This is a genomic window from Pseudomonas ogarae, assembly GCF_014268695.2.
In the GTDB taxonomy this organism is placed as follows: Bacteria; Pseudomonadota; Gammaproteobacteria; order Pseudomonadales; family Pseudomonadaceae; genus Aquipseudomonas; species Aquipseudomonas kilonensis.
Window position 1 is genome coordinate 2,941,918 of sequence record NZ_CP077086.1, and the last position, 16,940, is coordinate 2,958,857.

The 16,940-nt window shown below is 61.0% G+C and carries 15 protein-coding genes; 13 read left to right on the forward strand and 2 right to left on the reverse strand.

The genetic code is table 11. The features are described from left to right. The 13 genes from HU749_RS12965 to HU749_RS13025 all read left to right on the forward strand — a co-directional run bounded on the left by HU749_RS12965 (position 1) and on the right by HU749_RS13025 (position 15,381). Positions 1–2,529: an efflux RND transporter permease subunit gene (locus HU749_RS12965; RefSeq protein ID WP_186650981.1), complete on the forward strand. Its 2,529-nt coding sequence runs from the start codon at positions 1–3 to the stop codon at positions 2,527–2,529. 126 nt (positions 2,530–2,655) lie between these two features. Beyond that, positions 2,656–3,858, forward strand: coding sequence for an MFS transporter (locus HU749_RS12970; protein ID WP_095962403.1), 1,203 nt, complete (start codon positions 2,656–2,658; stop codon positions 3,856–3,858). 48 nt (positions 3,859–3,906) lie between these two features. Beyond that, positions 3,907–4,944: a Rieske 2Fe-2S domain-containing protein gene (locus HU749_RS12975; protein WP_095962402.1), complete on the forward strand. Its 1,038-nt coding sequence runs from the start codon at positions 3,907–3,909 to the stop codon at positions 4,942–4,944. Beyond that, entirely contained in the window at positions 4,944–5,894 is a 951-nt protein-coding gene (locus HU749_RS12980; RefSeq protein ID WP_095962401.1) for a PDR/VanB family oxidoreductase, read from the forward strand. Before HU749_RS12975 ends, HU749_RS12980 begins: the two co-directional genes overlap by 1 nt. Before the next feature lie 63 nt (positions 5,895–5,957). Further along, entirely contained in the window at positions 5,958–6,530 is a 573-nt protein-coding gene (locus tag HU749_RS12985) for a cupin domain-containing protein (protein WP_095962400.1), read from the forward strand. Next, positions 6,527–7,519, forward strand: coding sequence for a fumarylacetoacetate hydrolase family protein (locus HU749_RS12990; RefSeq protein ID WP_186650979.1), 993 nt, complete (start codon positions 6,527–6,529; stop codon positions 7,517–7,519). The genes HU749_RS12985 and HU749_RS12990 overlap by 4 nt, the downstream gene beginning before the upstream one ends. After that, positions 7,510–8,517 carry an NAD-dependent epimerase/dehydratase family protein gene (locus HU749_RS12995; RefSeq protein ID WP_186650977.1) on the forward strand — a complete coding sequence of 336 codons (1,008 nt, stop codon included), beginning with the start codon at positions 7,510–7,512 and terminating at the stop codon, positions 8,515–8,517. The genes HU749_RS12990 and HU749_RS12995 overlap by 10 nt, the downstream gene beginning before the upstream one ends. After that, positions 8,504–9,289 (forward strand): cyclase family protein, encoded by a 786-nt coding sequence (locus HU749_RS13000; RefSeq protein WP_079304120.1) that lies wholly within the window; start codon positions 8,504–8,506, stop codon positions 9,287–9,289. Before HU749_RS12995 ends, HU749_RS13000 begins: the two co-directional genes overlap by 14 nt. Continuing rightward, positions 9,286–10,200: a LysR substrate-binding domain-containing protein gene (locus HU749_RS13005; protein ID WP_225919165.1), complete on the forward strand. Its 915-nt coding sequence runs from the start codon at positions 9,286–9,288 to the stop codon at positions 10,198–10,200. The genes HU749_RS13000 and HU749_RS13005 overlap by 4 nt, the downstream gene beginning before the upstream one ends. Positions 10,201–10,299: 99 nt before the next feature. Further along, positions 10,300–11,310, forward strand: a complete 1,011-nt coding sequence (locus tag HU749_RS13010) for an ornithine cyclodeaminase family protein (protein ID WP_079304122.1) — start codon at positions 10,300–10,302, stop codon at positions 11,308–11,310. Positions 11,311–11,338: 28 nt separating this feature from the next. After that, entirely contained in the window at positions 11,339–12,355 is a 1,017-nt protein-coding gene (locus HU749_RS13015; protein ID WP_046062817.1) for a dihydrodipicolinate synthase family protein, read from the forward strand. A gap of 16 nt (positions 12,356–12,371) precedes the next feature. Further along, positions 12,372–13,841, forward strand: coding sequence for an NAD-dependent succinate-semialdehyde dehydrogenase (locus HU749_RS13020; protein WP_186650975.1), 1,470 nt, complete (start codon positions 12,372–12,374; stop codon positions 13,839–13,841). Positions 13,842–14,247: 406 nt separating this feature from the next. Continuing rightward, positions 14,248–15,381, forward strand: coding sequence for an FAD-dependent oxidoreductase (locus HU749_RS13025; protein WP_186650973.1), 1,134 nt, complete (start codon positions 14,248–14,250; stop codon positions 15,379–15,381). 97 nt (positions 15,382–15,478) lie between these two features. On the opposite strand, the gene HU749_RS13030 is transcribed toward HU749_RS13025, so the two are convergent. Beyond that, positions 15,479–16,213, reverse strand: a complete 735-nt coding sequence (locus HU749_RS13030; protein WP_046062816.1) for an EthD domain-containing protein — start codon at positions 16,211–16,213, stop codon at positions 15,479–15,481. 269 nt (positions 16,214–16,482) lie between these two features. Beyond that, positions 16,483–16,722 carry a hypothetical protein gene (locus tag HU749_RS13035; protein ID WP_018600403.1) on the reverse strand — a complete coding sequence of 80 codons (240 nt, stop codon included), beginning with the start codon at positions 16,720–16,722 and terminating at the stop codon, positions 16,483–16,485. Positions 16,723–16,940: the final 218 nt, after the last annotated feature.

Here is a 16,940-nt window from a genome sequence, read left to right on the forward strand (position 1 = left end):
ATGACGTCCCCTGGTAATTTTTCCCAGTCCCCCGCGAATGCGTTCGAAGATTTTGATCCGCGTTCCGGTTCGGTGCTCGAGCGAGCCCTGTTCAACCATCGCCTGTGGGTGTTGCTGCTGTGCCTGGCGACCACGCTGGTATTGGGTTGGCAGTCCAGTCGTGTCGAGCTCAACGCCAGTTTCGAAAAAATGATACCCACCCATCAGCCCTATATCGCCAACTACCTTGAGCACCAGAGGGAACTGAGCGGGCTGGGTAACTCGGTGCGCATCGCGGTGGTCAACAAGCGGGGCGATATCTACGACAGCGCCTACCTCAAGACGCTGCAGGCGTTGAGCGACAAGATCTATCTGCTGCCCGGTGTCGACCGCGCGTACATGAAGTCGCTCTGGACACCGGCCACGCGCTGGGTGGCGGTGACCGAAGCGGGCCTGGACGGTGGGCCGGTCATTCCGGATAACTACGATGGCGGCGCCGCGAGCCTGGCGGCATTGCGGCGCAATGTGCAACTGTCCAACGAAATCGGCCAGTTGGTGGCGTTCGACCAGGCCTCGAGCATCATCCAGGTACCGCTGCTGCAGCGCACCCCCGATGGCCAGCCGTTGGACTACACCCGGCTGTCGCAACAACTGGAATCGCTGCGCAGCCAGTACCAGAGCGACAGCATCGACATTCGTATCACCGGTTTCGCCAAGAAAATCGGCGACCTGATCGCCGGCCTGCGGCAGATCCTAGTGTTCTTTGCCGTGGCGATCCTGATCACCGCCGTGGTGCTCTACTGGTACACCCGCTGCATCCGCAGCACCTTGCTGGTGGTGTTCTGCTCGCTGGTGGCAGTGGTCTGGCAGCTCGGCCTGCTGCCGCTGTTGGGCTATCAACTGGATCCCTATTCGGTGCTGGTGCCGTTCCTGGTGTTTGCCATTGGCATGAGCCATGGCGCCCAGAAGATGAACGGCATCATGCAAGACATCGGGCGCGGCATGCACCGGGTGGTCGCCGCACGCTTCACCTTCCGCCGCCTGTTTCTCGCCGGTCTCACCGCGCTGCTGTGTGATGCGGTCGGCTTTGCGGTGCTGATGATCATCAAGATCCAGGTGATCCAGGACCTGGCGATGATCGCCAGTATCGGTGTGGCGGTGCTGATCTTCACCAATTTGATCTTGCTGCCGGTCCTGCTCTCCTATGTGGGCGTCAGCCGCCGCGCCGCGCGGCTGAGCCTGAAAAGCGAGCACGCTGAACAGGCCGGCCAACATCGCCACGGGTTTTGGCGTTTCCTCGACCTGTTCACCCAGCGGCGCTGGGCGGCGTTGTGCATTGCCTTGAGCCTGGCACTGGCGACGGCGGGCTTTGTGGTCAGCCTGCAATTGAACGTCGGAGACCTGGATGCCGGCGCACCCGAGCTGCGGGCCGACTCGCGCTACAACCAGGATGACGCGTTCCTGACCCGTCATTACGGCGCCAGCAGCGATCTGTTCGCGGTCATGATCAAGACCCCCGCCAGCGCCTGTTCGCGCTACGACATCCTGCGCAAGGTCGATGCCCTCGACTGGCAGTTGCGCACCTTGCCAGGGGTGGATTCGACCAATTCCCTGGCGCTGCTCAACCGCCGGATGCTGGTGGGCCTGAGCGAAGGCAGCCCGAAGTGGTACGAGCTGCAGAACAACCAGGCGATGCTCAACATGGTCACCGCCGGGGCGCCGCGCGGATTGTACAACGAAGACTGCAGCCTGCTGACGCTGTACGTCTACCTCTCCGACCACAAGGCGCAAACCCTGACCCGCCTGGTGGAGCACGTCGAACAATTCGCCGCGGCGAACAATACCGACGAGGTCCAGTTCCTCCTGGCCGCTGGCAATGCCGGGATCGAGGCAGCGACCAACATCGTCGTCAAGCAGGCCAACCGCGAAATGCTGTTCTGGGTCTACGGTGCAGTGATCCTGCTCTGCCTGATCACCTTCCGCTCCTGGCGCGCCACGATCTGCGCAGTGATTCCGCTGATGCTCACGTCGATCCTCTGTGAGGCGCTGATGGTCTGGCTGAACATCGGCGTCAAGGTCGCGACCCTGCCGGTGATCGCCCTCGGCGTGGGCATCGGCGTCGACTACGCGCTGTACGTGATGAGCATCCTGCTCGGTCATATGCGCCAGGGCACCAGCTTGTCGCAGGCGTATTACCGGGCACTGCTGTCCACCGGCAAGGTGGTGATGCTGACCGGTGTGACCCTGGCGATCGGCGTGGCCACCTGGATGTTTTCGCCGATCAAGTTCCAGGCTGACATGGGCGTGCTGCTGGCTTTCATGTTCGTCTGGAACATGGTCGGTGCGCTGGTCCTGTTGCCGGCCCTGGCTCACTTCCTGTTGCCGAGCAAGCGTGTCAGCACGGGGCAGGCTGAGGCCAGGCCCAACCGCCCGACGAGCCTGCCGCTGATGCCGGCCGTAGCCGAGGAGGGGGCCTGCGTGAAGCACTCGCTGCGCCTGACTTCGGGACACGATCAAACGACAACAGCCGCCAATTCCGTCGCGTCATAACAACAAGAAAGGACTTTCCCATGCCTCGTGTTTCGCTGTTCCAGCAGTCTCTATGGCTTGACCTTATCGCCGGCCTGAGTGCCTTCGGCATGGCGTTCTGCGCGACCCAACCACCGGAGGTGCGTGATGAGCGTTGAACGCCAGGCAGGTTTGCCACAGTCGTTGTTACTGCTACTCGGCAGTTGCCTGCCGGTGCTCGGTGCGGTGCTGCTGGCTCCCATCCTGCCGCGTATGCAGGAGCACTTCGCCGACACGCCGGGTGTGGCCGTGCTGGTGCCCATTGCCCTGACGCTACCAGCATTGATGATTGCACTGTTGGCACCTGTAGCAGGGATCATCGCCGACCGACTGGGGCGCAAGCCGTTGCTGATCGGTGCGATGTTTCTCTACACCGTCTGTGGGGTGCTGCCGCTATGGCTGGAGTCGCTAGAGGTCATCGTCATCAGCCGCGCCGGCATCGGTGTGGCCGAGGCGGCGATCATGACCTGCTGCACCACGATGATGGGCGACTACTACAGCGGTGCGCGGCGTGAACGCATGTTCGCCCTGCAAATGGTGGCGACCTCGTTGTCGGCGGCGATTTTCATTGCTGTTGGTGGCGTGCTCGGCGAGCACGGCTGGCGCACGCCGTTTGCCCTGTATGGGCTGGGGCTGGTGTTTCTGCCGCTGATGGTCTGGTTGTTGTGGGAGCCGCGGGCGCAGGTCGTCACCGCGACAACAGTGGCGGGAAGGGCATTCCCCTGGCGCCCCCTGGCACCGTTGTATGCCCTCGCATTCCTGGCGGGCTTGAGCCTGTTCATCGTGCCGGTGCAAGTCGGTTACCTGCTCAACCTGCTGCATGTCGAAGGCTCGCAGCAGATCGGCATGACCATGGGCGCCAGTCAGTTTGGCGTCCTGGTCGGCGCCCTGAGTTTCCGTCTGTTGCGTGGTGTCCCTGCGCACCGGCAGATGCTCCTGGCTTTCGTCGCGGCCGGTATCGGTGGCGGGCTGCTGGCGGTGGCCGACAGTCATGGGCTGGTGGTGATCGCCGTCCTGATCAACGGCCTGGGCATCGGCCTGATGATGCCGACCCTGCTCACCTGGATCATGAGCCAGGTCGACTTCCAGCAACGCGGCCGCGCCGCCGGCGGCTTCACGGCGATGTTCTTTGCCGGTGAGTTCGCCAGCCCGCTGGTGGTGTTGGCGATTACCGGGGGAATGATCAGCGCTTTGCCCGCCGCACTGGGAATCGTCGCGGGCGTTCAACTGTTGGTGGCCCTGGCCTGCATTCGGTTGCGTGGCCGCAGGTCAGCTTTTCCCGCTGCGGTGGCCGCAGACGCTGATCGCTGATCTGCCCATTCGACGTGTCATCAAAATAAGAAAAACGAGGAGAACATCATGAGTTATTTGCTCAACACCTGGTACATCGCTGGATGGGCGGACGAGCTGGCGCAAGGTGGCATGCTGGGCAGAACCATCGTCGAGCAACCCATCGTGTTCTTTCGCAATAGCCAGGGGGCGATCAAGGCGCTCGCCGATCGTTGCCCGCACCGTTTTGCCCCGCTGCACATGGGCAAGATTGTCGGCGACAGCATTCAGTGTCCGTACCACGGCCTGCGTTTCGATGGCAGTGGCCAATGTACGCACAATCCCCACGGCGATGGGAGTATCCCCAAGGCCGCCTGTGTCCGCGCGTTCGCGGTCGCTGAGCGCCATGGCGCGATCTGGGTCTGGCCTGGCGATCCGAACTTGGCCAACGATGCGCTGATCCCTGATTTTTCCTTCTTCGAGCAGGCGCCAACCGATGCCAAGGGCCATGGGTATTTGCCTACGCGCGCGCACTACGAGCTGCTGGCCGACAACATCATGGACTTGAGCCACGTTGATTTCCTGCACCCCGATACGCTCGGTGGCGGAGCGTTGTCCAGCACGCGCGCCACCATCGAGGAGTTGCCCAACGATCGCGTGCGCATCAGTTGGTGGGCGCCTGATGATGTGCCTCCACCGGCCTTCGGCGCTCACCTTGAAGATCCGACTCGGGCGGACGTCTGGGCCGAGGTCATCTGGCACGCCCCCGGCCTGATGCTGCTGGGCAGTGGCGCCACGCCTCCAGGGCGCCCCAGGGAAGAGGGGCCCGTGACATGGAACCTGCACCTCATGACACCGCAGGACGCGACCAATACCCATTACTTCTTTGCCAACACGCGCAGTTTCGAGCAGGACAACGCGCAGTTGAATGCCTTCGTCCAGGAAATGTTGATCGGTATTTTCGCCGGTGAGGACAAACCCATGGTCGAGGCTCAACAGCGCCAGATTGGCGAGGTTGAGCTGCTTGGCCTTAACCCGGTGCTGCTGCCAGTCGATGCAGGGGCTGTGCGTTGCCGACGTGTCCTGCGTCGGTTGATCGCCGCTGAACAGCCAGTGGGTAGCCAGTGATGATCGATGTCGTTGTGACCCGCAAACGCCTCGAAGCCGAAGGCATCTACAGCTTTGAACTGGCCCCGGCCGAGCATTCCATCTTGCCGGCTTTCAGCGCCGGCTCGCATATCGACGTGCACCTGCCCAATGGCCTGGTGCGCCAGTACTCGCTGTGCAATCACCCTGAAGAGCGCCATCGCTACCTGCTGGGCGTGTTGCTCGACCCGGCGTCTCGCGGCGGCTCGCAGGCCATGCACGAAGATGTGCACGAAGGCAGCCGGCTGCGCATCAGCGAGCCACGCAACCTGTTCCCGCTGGAGCATGCGGCCGGGTACAGCGTGCTGTTCGCCGGCGGTATCGGCATTACGCCGATCCTCTGCATGGCCGAGCGCCTGGCGCGGATCGGCGCGCCTTTCGAGCTGCACTACTGCGGTCGCTCGGCCGGGCGCATGGCCTTTATCGAGTACATCCGCCATTCGGCGTTTGCCAATTGCGTGCACGTTCATGTGGACGATGGTGAGGATGCTCAGCGTCTGGACAGTGCTCGGGTCTTGTCCGCGCCGGCGAGTGACCGTCACCTGTATGTCTGTGGTCCTACTGGCTTCATGGAGCACGTGCTCGGCACGGCTCGCGAGCAGGGCTGGGCCGAGGCGCAACTGCACCGTGAGTACTTTACCGCCGCTGTCCCGACGGGTGAGGCGGGCGGTTTCGAGGTGCAACTGGCCAGCACGGGACAGTGTTTCCAGGTGCCGGCCGCGCTCAGCGTTGCCCAGGTGCTGCTGGAGGCGGGGATCGATATTCCGTTGTCCTGCGAGCAGGGTATCTGTGGCACCTGTCTCACGCGCGTGCTGGAAGGCGAGCCGGACCATCGCGACATGTTCTTGACCGATGCCGAGCGAGCCCGCAACGACCAGTTCACGCCGTGTTGCTCGCGTGCCAGGAGCGCGCGGCTGGTGCTCGATCTTTAAGGTTTTTCCATGAATCCATTTTTACCTGCTGCTGTGCTTCGCCAATTGATTGAGGAGTCGAACATGCAACAACTTCCTGGTTTCAAACGCGTGGTCACCGGGCACGATGCCCAGGGCCAGGCGGTGGTCGCACTCAGCGGCCCGACGCCCAACAGCTTCGCGCTCAAGGCCGTACCCGGCACGGTCTTCCATGAGATCTGGAACAGTGGCGCCAGCCCGGCCGTGCTGGATAACGGCGATGACCCCACCCGCAAGCCGCTTCAATTGAGTCCGGCACCCCTGGGCAGTGTCATCCGCGTGGTGGATATCCCGCCTGACAGCGTGCAGAACCAGGTCAGCGCCGAGGATGCGGCGGCGGCCTTCGCCGAAATTGGCCAGGCCCATGCCGGCACGGGACAGGCTGATTCCAAGCACAAGCTGATGCACCGCACCGAAACCCTCGATTACGGCGTGGTCACGGAGGGGGAGGTCTGGCTGGTGCTCGATGGCGAGGAGGTGCATCTCAAACGCGGTGACATCGTCGTGCAGCGAGGCACCAACCACGCCTGGAGCAATCGCACCGAGCAGATGGCCCGCATGCTGTTCGTGCTGCTCGATGGCCGTTTCGCGCCCGAGCTGCAAGGAGAACAGGCATGAAACTCAGTACTCTCAAGAATCACAGCCGTGACGGTCGCCTGCTGGTGGTGTCCCGCGACCTGGCCTGGGCGGTGGATGCCAGCGATATTGCCGCGACGCTGCAGGATGCCATTGAGCAATGGCCAAGCGTCGAAACCGATTTGCGCGCGCGGTATGACGCCTTGAATGAAGGCACGCTGACCGGTGCCTTCGCCTTTGATCCGCAGCAAGCCGCCGCCCCCTTGCCGCGCGCCTGGCAGTGGCTGGATGCCTCGTCTTTCCTCAGTCATGGCGAGCGGATGCAAAAGGCTTTCGGGCTTGACCCGATCGAAGGCGTTGAACACACGCCGCTGATGTATCAAGGCTGTGGCGATGACTTTCTGGGGGCCCACGACGACATCGTGCTGCCCAGTGAAACCCATGGTATCGATTTCGAAGGTGAATTCGCGGTGTTGGTCGATGAAGTCCCGATGGGCTGCTCGGCGCAAGACGCCGTCGACCATATTCGGCTCATCGTGCAAGTCAACGATGTCAGCTTACGTGCGCTCGCCCCCCGTGAAATGAAGACCGGCTTCGGTTTTATCCAGGCCAAATCATCATCCAGCTTTGCCCCAGTGGCGATCACCCCCGACGAGTTGGGCGAGGCCTGGCGCGATGGGCGTGTGCACTTGCCGCTGAAGGTTGAATGGAACGGCAAGTGGTTTGGCCATGCCCATGGCGGCGCCATGCATTTCGGTTTTCATCAGTTGATTGCCCATGCGGCGCTGACCCGGCGCCTCAGGGCGGGCTGCCTGATCGGGTCCGGAACCGTCTCCAATGCCGACCCAACGGTTGGCGCGGCCTGCATCGCCGAACGCCGTGCCGTCGAGATGATCGAGCAAGGCGCGCCACAGACACCGTTCATGCGCTTCGGTGATCGCGTGCGCATGGAAGTCTTCGACCAGCAAGGGCAATCGGTGTTCGGGGCGATAGACCAGCGTGTCGTGCGTGGAGGCCTCCCATGCGCGTGATGATTACCGGGGCCAATGGTTTTGTCGGCCGGGCGCTGGTGAAACGATTGCTCGAAACCCATGAGTTACAAGGCCGGACGATCAGTGCGTTGATCCTGCTGGATAAAGAGTTAGTGGGCTTTGCTGACGATAAGCGCCTGCGCCGGCATTGCGGCAGTGTGACCGACGCCGCGTTATTGCGCCGTGCGTTGGCCGATGGCATTGATGTGGTTTTTCACTTGGTCAGCGTCCCGGGTGGCGCGGCCGAGCAGCACTATTCGCTGGGCTATCAGGTCAACCTGTTGGCAAGCCTGGAATTGCTTGACCAGTTGCGCGGACAGCCGGGTCGGCCGGTGCTGGTGTATGCCAGCAGCGTGGCGGTGTACGGCGGCGACCTGCCGGCCCGCATGGATGAGCGTGCCGTGCCGAGCCCGCAGTTGAGTTACGGCGCGCACAAGGTGATGGTGGAAATGGCGCTCAACGACCTTGCCCGACGAGGCGAGGTGGACGGTCGCGCCGTGCGCCTGCCCGGCATTGTCGCCCGTCCACGTGAACCCAATGGATTGCGTTCGGCGTTCATGAGCGACCTGCTGCACGCCTTCGCCGAAGGCCAGCCATATTGCTGCCCGGTCTCGCCGCAGGCGCAGGCATGGTGGATGTCCGTGCGGTGTTGCGTGGATAACCTGCTGCGGGCCGCCGAACTGCCGGCTGCCGAGCTCGGTGAGTCACGCGTCTGGCAATTGCCGCTGCTACACCTGTCCATTGCCCAGGTCATCGATGCCTTGGCCGCGGCCTATGGCCAGGAGCGCCGCGCATTGATCAGCTTCGCTCCGGATGCCGGGCTGCAAGCGTTGTTCGGCAATTTCCCCGCGATGAAAACCCCTCTGGCCCGCGCCCTTGGCTTTCGCCATGACGGCTCGGCAGCCGCCTTGATTCGTAACAGCTTGAACACGGCTACCCCGACGCGTCGTGCGCGTGGGCGGGTGGCGCTTGGAGTGAGCGAAAATGCAATCAACTAAACGCCGCCTGGTGGACCTGTCCGTTACCCTGGACAACAACCCTTACACCGATCCACCGCCGTTGCTACCGAAAATCGACTACATGGATCATCAGCAAGGCTGGCCGGAGATGGCCGCGATGTTTCCCGGCCTGTCCAAGGCGCAACTGCCCGGCGACGAGTCCTGGGCGGCCGAGCGCCTGCAGATCACGACGCACAGCGGTACGCATATGGACGCCCCTTGGCACTACGCCTCGACCACGGACGGTGGCAAGCCGGCTTTCGGCATCGACGAACTGCCGCTGGACTGGTGCCTGCAACCGGGCGTGAAACTGGACTTTCGTCATTTGCCGGATGGCCATGTGGTCAGCGCCGCCGAAGTGCAGGCTGAGCTGGCGCGCATCGAGCACGTCCTCCAGCCGTTGGACATTGTCCTGGTCAACACCCGCGCCGGGGCGCTGTTTGGCCAGCCTGGGTATCTGGATGCCGGGGTCGGCATCGGCCGCGAGGCCACGTTGTATCTGCTCGAGCGCGGCGTGCGCGTGGTCGGCACCGATGCCTGGAGCTGGGATGCGCCGTTCAAGTACACGCGCGAACGCTTCGCCGCCACGGGCGACGCCTCGATCATCTGGGAAGGGCACAAGGCCGGACGTGACATCGGCTACGGCCAGATGGAGAAACTGGCCAACCTGGAATGCCTGCCAGCCCACGGTTTCCAGGTGTCCTGTTTCCCCTACAAGATCAGGCACGCTTCGGCTGGTTTCGTCCGTGCCGTAGCGATTTTCGAGGAATGAGCGTGACTGCGGACGCTGCTTTGACGATTGTCGATCCTCGATGGACATTGTTTGTGCGGGTCGCGGCGGCTGGAAGTCTCAGTAAAGCGGCTGTTTTACTGGATATGCCGCAGTCCATGGTCAGTCGAAACATTGCGCAGCTCGAATCGCAATGTGGCGAGCGGCTGTTTCATCGTACTGGCCGTGGAGTGCTCCTGACTGAGTTTGGGGAGCAGTTGCTGCCTTGCGTATCGAGTCTTATCGCGGACGCCGAAGGCCTGGCCGATGACATTCGTACCCGGCGTGGGAAACCCGTGGGGGAGGTGGTCGTAGGGATGCTGCCTTCGGCGGTCCGGCGGTTTGCCGGTACGCTTTTTGCGGCGGTACAAGCACAGATGCCGGGTGTGAGATTGCACCTGATCGAGGGCGCGAGTGCGCAACTCGAAGAGCAGCTGCAGGATGGTCGTCTGGATATGGCGCTGGTCCTGCGCGAGAACGAAGCCAGCATCGGCGAGGCGTATCTACTGGCCAGGCTGGCGCTGCATTTGATAGGGCCCGCCAGTGATCCGCTCCTTGCCGAGCGAGACATTGCGTTAAAGCGGCTATCCGGATTGCCACTGGTAGTCCCGGGACGTCCCCATCTGTTAAGGGCCAGGCTCGATCATCTGGCCGCCGAACAGTGCATGGAGTTGTGCGTTGCCGTGGAAGCCGACTCCGTCCAGCTCCAGTACGAAGTCGTCGCGGCAGGTGGAGGTTATGCGATTGCCTCTGTGCTGCCGGGCTCGCTGGATCAACGACTGATTTCATCGCGCATTATCGAGCCCGTGCTGGAGCGCTTTGTCGTGCTGGTCGAGTCGCCCCGTCGTCCCTTGACCCGTGCTTCCCGTGAAGTGCGACGGCTGATTTGCAATCTGTCCATGCCATCGATTTGAGCGATAGCTGCTTTGCATCCCCAGCAGTATTCGGTGGGGGGCGCGCCTCGTAGGGTGTCAGTCAATCAACGACTGATCCCCGATTGCGAGGTTAGCGCTATGCATCACGCCCAAGAACCCCAAGTCATTGCCCCGACGCTTTTTCTCAGCGACGCCGATGTTGCCTCGCTCGCTGACTGGAGCACAGCCGTTGCCGCGCTCGCGCAGGCGTATGCCTGTCCCACGACGGATGCCATGGTGCCGCCTCGTTCCATGGCCCGCGGAGACGGTATCTGGCTGCGCAGTTTGACTGCTGTACCTCCCGCTGGCGGCCAAATGGGCTGCAAGTTGATCGCGGCCTCCATGCGGGCGCGCTGCGCCAGCTACCTGATTGCATTGTTCGACCAGCAAACCATGGCGCTCAGTGCCCTGATCGACGGCAATCGGGTGACGGGCTTGCGCACCGCTGCAACCGCTGCGCTGGCGGTTGATCTGCTGGCGCCTCAACGAGCGCTGCGGGTGGGCGTGATTGGTGCCGGGTTTGAGGCGCGTGGCGCGCTTGACTGCCTCAAGGCCGTGCGCGATGTCGCCCGTGTCCGGGTGTTCAGTCCAACGCCCGCGAGCCGCGAGCGGTTTGCCGAAAGCTTCAGGCCGGGGCTGGATATCCAAGCGGTGAACACTGCGCAAGAAGCCGTGCAGGACTGCGATGTGGTGATTTGTGCCGCACGCAGTCGTGACGAGTCTCCAGTGTTGCAAGGGGCATGGCTTTGCGCAGGCGTGACGGTCGTGTCGTTGGGTTCCACCTTGCCTGAGCAACGGGAGGTTGACCCGGTCACGATGGAGCGAGCCGTCTGCATCGTCGCGGATATGCCGCAAGAGGTACTTCACGATACCGGCGACGCCATTGCTGCGATCAGTGCCGGTGTTTATGTCGCCGACAAATTAGTCGCGCTGTCGGATCTGGTCGCGGGTCGCGTCAATCCGCGCCAGAAAGAAAGCGACATCGTTCTCTACAAGTCAGTTGGCTCGGCGCTGCAGGATGTCGTCATCGCACAAGCGTTGTACGAGCGCGCCAGGCAACAAGGCCTCGGCATCGAGCTGCCTGCCAGCATTGTCCCTGTCTCGAAATAACCCCTCCACTGTTCGAAGGAAAATCATCATGGCTACTTACAAGAAAGCTGATGCCCGCGCCTGGGCCCGTGAAAACCTGGTGGGCTGCTCGGCTGTCACCATCCCAAGCTTCAGTGCTGATCTGAAGCGTCTCAATGAGCGTGGCATACGCCACGACATCGAGCATACGGTTGGACTGGGTTACAGCAGCACGTTGCTGTGCAGCGAACTGGCGATCTCTGCCCAGGAAAACGCTCAATTCACCGCCTGGGCGCGTGAGTCGGGGAAAGACCTGATCCTGTTCTTCCACGCGGCTTTTGGCACACTTGCCGAGAACATCGAGGCGGTGAAACTCGCTGAGAATGCCGGTGCCGACATCGTCCTGCTCTCCTATCCACCGCAGTTCTGGCCGACCAGCGAGCAGGAAATCTACGACTACACCAAGTCGTTCTGCGACGCGACGGACCTGGCCGTCATGCTCTTCCCGATTCCGCTCTGGGGCTTTGAACGCGTGCATCCGGCGGGTATGTCGTTGGAGTTGGTCCGTCGCCTTCTGGCCGATTGCCCGAATATCGCCGCCATCAAGTCCGAGCAAGGATTTCCGTTGCCGGCGGGCATTTGCGAGATGTACTACCACTTCCGTGATCAGGTGGTGATCAGTTGCCCGATCGAAGCTGACGCAATCCCGTTGATGAGCCTGATGAAGCTGCAGTTTTCTGGCACCAGCAACACCGCCTGGATGAGCGACTACTACCCGAAAGCTTTCGAACTGGCCCGCACGGGCCGCTTCGAAGAGGCGATGGAACTGTATTGGAAGGTCAACCCGGCACGCAGTGCCAATGGCGCCGCTGCGCAAAGCTATGCCGGCGGCACCGGGGTGCTCAATCGCACGATGTGGAAATACCAGGACTGGCTCGCCGGCTTCAACGGCGGCCCACTGCGTGCCCCGGCGATGCGCGTGCCGGATCGCCTCATGAAGTCTTTGCGCCAAGGGCTGGTTGCGGCGGGCCTGCCGGTGACTTCGGACCCGGATAGCGCCTTCATGATCGGGCGTCACCCTTGCTGATTAAGAGGATTGCAAAGTGAAGCATTTACTTAAGGATTCGACGCTGTGGCGCACCGGTGCCTACATCGCCGGCGAGTGGTTGAACGAGACTCCGCACGGTCGGTACACGCTGCGTAATCCGGTGGATCAAGCGGTGCTGGCCGAGTTGCCACGCTGCCGCGAAACTGAAGTCCGGCACGCCATCGATGCGGCGCATGCGGCCTTTGGTCCATGGCGACGCTTGACGGCTAAACGCCGGGGCGAGGTGTTGCGCCGTTGGTATGAGTTGATGGTTGAACATCGTGAGGATATCGCCACGCTGATTACCCTGGAGGAGGGCAAGCCGCTGGAGGAGGCGCGGGGGGAGGTCGATTACGCTGCGTCGTTTGTGCGATGGTTTTCCGAAGAAGCCACGCGGGTGCGCGGTGATTTGATTCCCGGCGTAAAGGACACTCAGCGCATTGTGGTACTGCGCGAACCCATCGGGGTTTGCGCCGCGATCACGCCCTGGAACTTCCCCGCGGCCATGATCACGCGCAAGGCCGCTCCGGCGCTTGCGGCGGGCTGCACGATGGTCGTGAAACCGGCCAGCCAGACGCCCATGACCGCCCTGGCCCTCGCTGAACTTGCGCAGCGCGCGGGTGTGCCGGCTGGTGTGTTCAGTGTGATTACGGGGAATGACACCCGAGACATTGCCGGTGAACTCACGGCCAACCCGTTGGTGCGCAAACTCACCTTCACCGGGTCTACGGAAGTGGGCCGGTTGCTGTTGGCGCAAGCGGCCCAAACGGTCAAGAAATGCTCCATGGAGCTGGGCGGCAACGCGCCGTTCATTGTCTTCGACGATGCCGATCTTGATGCGGCAGCCGACGGGGTGATGTTGGCCAAGTTTCGCAATGGTGGGCAATCCTGCATCGGCGCGAACCGGGTGCTAGTGCAGTCAGGGGTCTATGACGCACTGGCCGAACGTATCGTCGAGCGCATGGCGCGCTTGAAGGTGGGCAATGGTCTGGAGCCGGGTGTACAGGTCGGGCCGTTGATCGATGACGCAGCGGTACGAAAATCCCAGGCCCTTGTTGATGATGCACTGGCGCAAGGTGCTCGACTGCTGTCCGGCGGCAAGCCTCATGCGCTGGGTGGGTGTTTCTTCCAGCCCACTCTGTTGGCTGATGTGACTCATGGCATGCGGGTTGCTCGCGAAGAGATCTTCGGCCCGGTCATGCCACTGGTGCGTTTCGACAGTGATGACGAAGCCATTGCGATGGCCAATGACAGCGAGTTTGGCTTGGCGGCGTATCTGTACAGCCGTGACGCGGCCCGCATCTGGCGCAATGCCGCTCGCATCGAATCGGGCATGGTGGGCATCAACTGTGGCTTGATTTCAAATGAAGTCGCACCTTTCGGCGGCGTGAAGCAGAGCGGTCTGGGGCGAGAAGGATCTCACCTGGGGATCGACGAGTTCCTTGAAGTGAAATACCTCTGCTGGGATGGCTTGGAAAGCGTGTGAATCGCTATCGCGAGCAAGCTCGCTCCCACATGGGGTTGTGGGTGTTCACAGCACCTGGACACAACACAAAAACCTGTGGGAGCGAGCTTGCTCGCGAAGGCGTCGGTACATCCAACATCATCGCCAACTGACTCTCCTCGATCGCGAGCAGGCTCGCTCCCACAAGGGGACTGCGGGTGTTCAGCAGTCGAGCAGGCATACCCTCTGACACCCATCACCTCCTGCGATACCTCGGATTGTGGAAAGCGATTTCAGCGCTGATAGCCAATTCGATAGTCTCGTCGTTGATCCGGCATTTCGGTCGGAACTTCATGAGTCTGCGGCATTGAGTCGATAGCGCTGCAGAGCCCGTCGGTGCGCCATGCAATGTCAGCCCGATTGAAATAAGAATAATTAGGAGAGCGTGATGATTGCAGCAGTCAATAAGGTCCTGGTGATCGGAGGCGGATTCTCCGGTATGACCGCGGCTATCCAGCTCGCCCGCGAGGGCGTCGAAGTGGACCTGGTCGAGATAGATCCTCTGTGGTGTCCCCTGGGGGCCGGTATTACGCTCAGCGGGCCGACGTTGCGAGCGCTTGATACGGTGGGGATTCTTGAACGGGTGGCCGCAGAAGGGTATCTGTCGACCAATTTCGATGTGTTTTCACCGGTTGGCGAACTGATCGTGCAGTTGGCGCTTCGACCACCGGTCAGCGATAAACCGATTCCCTGTGGCGGCGGCATCCTGCGCCCGGTGCTGGCTCGCATTTTTGCCGACAAGACGCGGGAAGTGGGCACCCACGTGCGCCTGGGCATTACGTTCGACAGCCTCATGGAGCATGCCGATGGCGTTGAAGTGTCTTTCACTGACGGCACCTCCGGGCGCTACGACCTCGTCATCGCCGCCGACGGTGTGCATTCGCGGATGCGAAAGGAGTTTTTCCCGCAGGCGCCCTCACCAAAACCCATTCACCAGAGTGTCTGGCGCGCGGTGTTGAAGCGTCCGCAGGAAATCGTACGGCCCAGTCATTGGCTGGGGCGCACCAAGGTCGGCGTCAATCCGATTTCCGAAACGCATATGTACATGTTCCTCATGGAAAACCGCGAGTTTTCCGAGTGGATCGATCCGGCCAGTTGGCCAGGCGAAATGGCGCGTCTGCTGGGTGAGTTCCCCGCACCGATCCTGCAAACGCTTGTGCCGCAACTGTTCGAGCCGGGAGCCAATATCGACTACCGCCCGCTGGCCAATTTGTTGGTGCCGTTGCCATGGCATAAAGGCCGTATCGTGCTGATTGGGGACACGGTGCATGCCACCACGCCCCATCTGGCTTCCGGGGCCGGGATTGGCATCGAGAGTGCCATCGTGCTTGCTGAAGAACTGTTCGCCGACAGCGATCTACAGGCTGCCCTGAGCCGGTTCGAAGCGCGGCGTTGGGAGCGTTGCCAACTGGTGGTCGAGAACTCTGCACGGCTGTGCGAGATAGAAAAAAGTGCGGGTGACAAGGATGAGCATGCCCAGATCATGCGAGAGTCCACTGCTACGTTGGCTGAGCCTATCTGAGTGATTCAGCCTCTTCGACTGGATGCCTTGAATCACATCAGCATCCAGTTCGAAGAGGGGCAGTGGACATGATGCAGTTAATTAATTCATTAAATGTTTACTGGCCCAGATCGAAAATGACGACCTCCTTGACGTATACAAAAAAAGATTCCGACGCCAGCACGACTCCTTCGTCAGACAGCTGTTGGAACAGTGCTCGCTGATACTGACGAAAAACAGAAAGATCGGCTTCATTTTCAAACCACAGGCTGGAAGTGCCTTCGTATACCGCGATGTCTGGCCCGAAATAGGACGTCACTCGGTCGCCTTCGGGAAGGTATCTGGAGCGAGTGTGCCGACGTAGCACCTTTTGGAAGTCCGGGTATTGATTGGCAACCGTGTCGTGAGCTGAATCCCAGGCGGTGAAAAAGGTATCCAGTTGCACCGTCGGGTTCTTTTTCAGGAAGACGATCGCCTTCCATTTGGAGGAGGCGGCATCGGCATTGGAAATCTCGACTTCATCCATCAGCTGAGCGGCCTGTTTTGACAGGTCGGCGAAGTTTTTTGCATCAGGCCCAACAGTTTGTTGGGTATAGGGATCGCTGAAGGTGTGAATCAAACCTGACATATCATCAAAAAATAATTCCGTGACGGAGTCCCGGTGAAATGTTTGTGTGTAGGCGTTATCGGAGTCAACGCCGAAAGCTGAGTCGATAACATGATTTTGCACGTATCGTTTGACGCCTAAGGGTTTAGCCCGGGCGATTTCTCCATGCTGGTGTTCTATATAGTTCAAGAACTCAGCATGCGTCATGCCGGGTTTGCGGCGTACGGCAGCTAGCATTTTAATCATGGGGGCACTCGCGTCTGGTTGGGGTTGATGACATTGGTCTTATCTTTCTAAACATTGAATGCGCTTTTGCAGGCGGTATTCACCGTGGTGATGTTTTAGAAACAAGATAAGACCAACGTTGTCCTCCAAACCAATCAGGGTTTCTGCTAGCAGGTATCACGTAAGAACATGCTTGATGCGTCTTTACCTGGCTGAGGCCTCTGCCAATGCTCTGAGGATAAGCCTCGGCACCTTCCACTGCCTGACCCGTCCGGCGAAAAAACAAATTGCTAAGGCTGGCCTGCGGTCTTGGTGGAGACAATTTTGCCGTAATTTTCTGCTGGCGGTGTCTCGACCACCAACGTACGTTCTTTGCGACACTTGAACTTCACCCCTTTGCGCGGCGCCATGACTCTGGCCGTCTCCATGCACATTGCCTTGGAAGCAAAGGTTGGCCCTGGTTGTCGTTCATCGACACAGCCTTCGAAGCCACTGCAGATCGTCATCACAACAAAATAGACAGTCATCATCTCGGTGTCGCTCCATTGAGTGATGCGATTGATTACTTCCTGTAGCCCAGGTCGGCGGCCTGAACGTTTTGCGGGGGTTGCCTGCGGATGATGAGCTTCGATTTGAACCCCCAGCAATGGCACATGGGTACCGTGCGTCGGGAAACCGTCACTGTATTAATTTATTTTTATCTCGTCGATTTTTGTGCCAATAAGTTGGCGTCATCCGGGGTTAAGTG

Bases quoted from the DNA above. Each gene is read 5' to 3' on its own strand.
- HU749_RS13010 (WP_079304122.1), top strand. From the start codon at position 10,300: ATGCATCACGCCCAAGAACCCCAAGTCATTGCCCCGACGCTTTTTCTC.
- HU749_RS13025 (WP_186650973.1), top strand. From the start codon at position 14,248: ATGATTGCAGCAGTCAATAAGGTCCTGGTGATCGGAGGCGGATTCTCC.
- HU749_RS12965 (WP_186650981.1), top strand. From the start codon at position 1: ATGACGTCCCCTGGTAATTTTTCCCAGTCCCCCGCGAATGCGTTCGAA.
- HU749_RS13005 (WP_225919165.1), top strand. From the start codon at position 9,286: ATGAGCGTGACTGCGGACGCTGCTTTGACGATTGTCGATCCTCGATGG.
- HU749_RS12985 (WP_095962400.1), top strand. From the start codon at position 5,958: ATGCAACAACTTCCTGGTTTCAAACGCGTGGTCACCGGGCACGATGCC.
- HU749_RS13015 (WP_046062817.1), top strand. From the start codon at position 11,339: ATGGCTACTTACAAGAAAGCTGATGCCCGCGCCTGGGCCCGTGAAAAC.
- HU749_RS12995 (WP_186650977.1), top strand. From the start codon at position 7,510: ATGCGCGTGATGATTACCGGGGCCAATGGTTTTGTCGGCCGGGCGCTG.
- HU749_RS12990 (WP_186650979.1), top strand. From the start codon at position 6,527: ATGAAACTCAGTACTCTCAAGAATCACAGCCGTGACGGTCGCCTGCTG.
- HU749_RS12970 (WP_095962403.1), top strand. From the start codon at position 2,656: ATGAGCGTTGAACGCCAGGCAGGTTTGCCACAGTCGTTGTTACTGCTA.
- HU749_RS12980 (WP_095962401.1), top strand. From the start codon at position 4,944: ATGATCGATGTCGTTGTGACCCGCAAACGCCTCGAAGCCGAAGGCATC.
- HU749_RS12975 (WP_095962402.1), top strand. From the start codon at position 3,907: ATGAGTTATTTGCTCAACACCTGGTACATCGCTGGATGGGCGGACGAG.
- HU749_RS13030 (WP_046062816.1), bottom strand. From the start codon at position 16,213: ATGATTAAAATGCTAGCTGCCGTACGCCGCAAACCCGGCATGACGCAT.
- HU749_RS13035 (WP_018600403.1), bottom strand. From the start codon at position 16,722: ATGATGACTGTCTATTTTGTTGTGATGACGATCTGCAGTGGCTTCGAA.
- HU749_RS13000 (WP_079304120.1), top strand. From the start codon at position 8,504: ATGCAATCAACTAAACGCCGCCTGGTGGACCTGTCCGTTACCCTGGAC.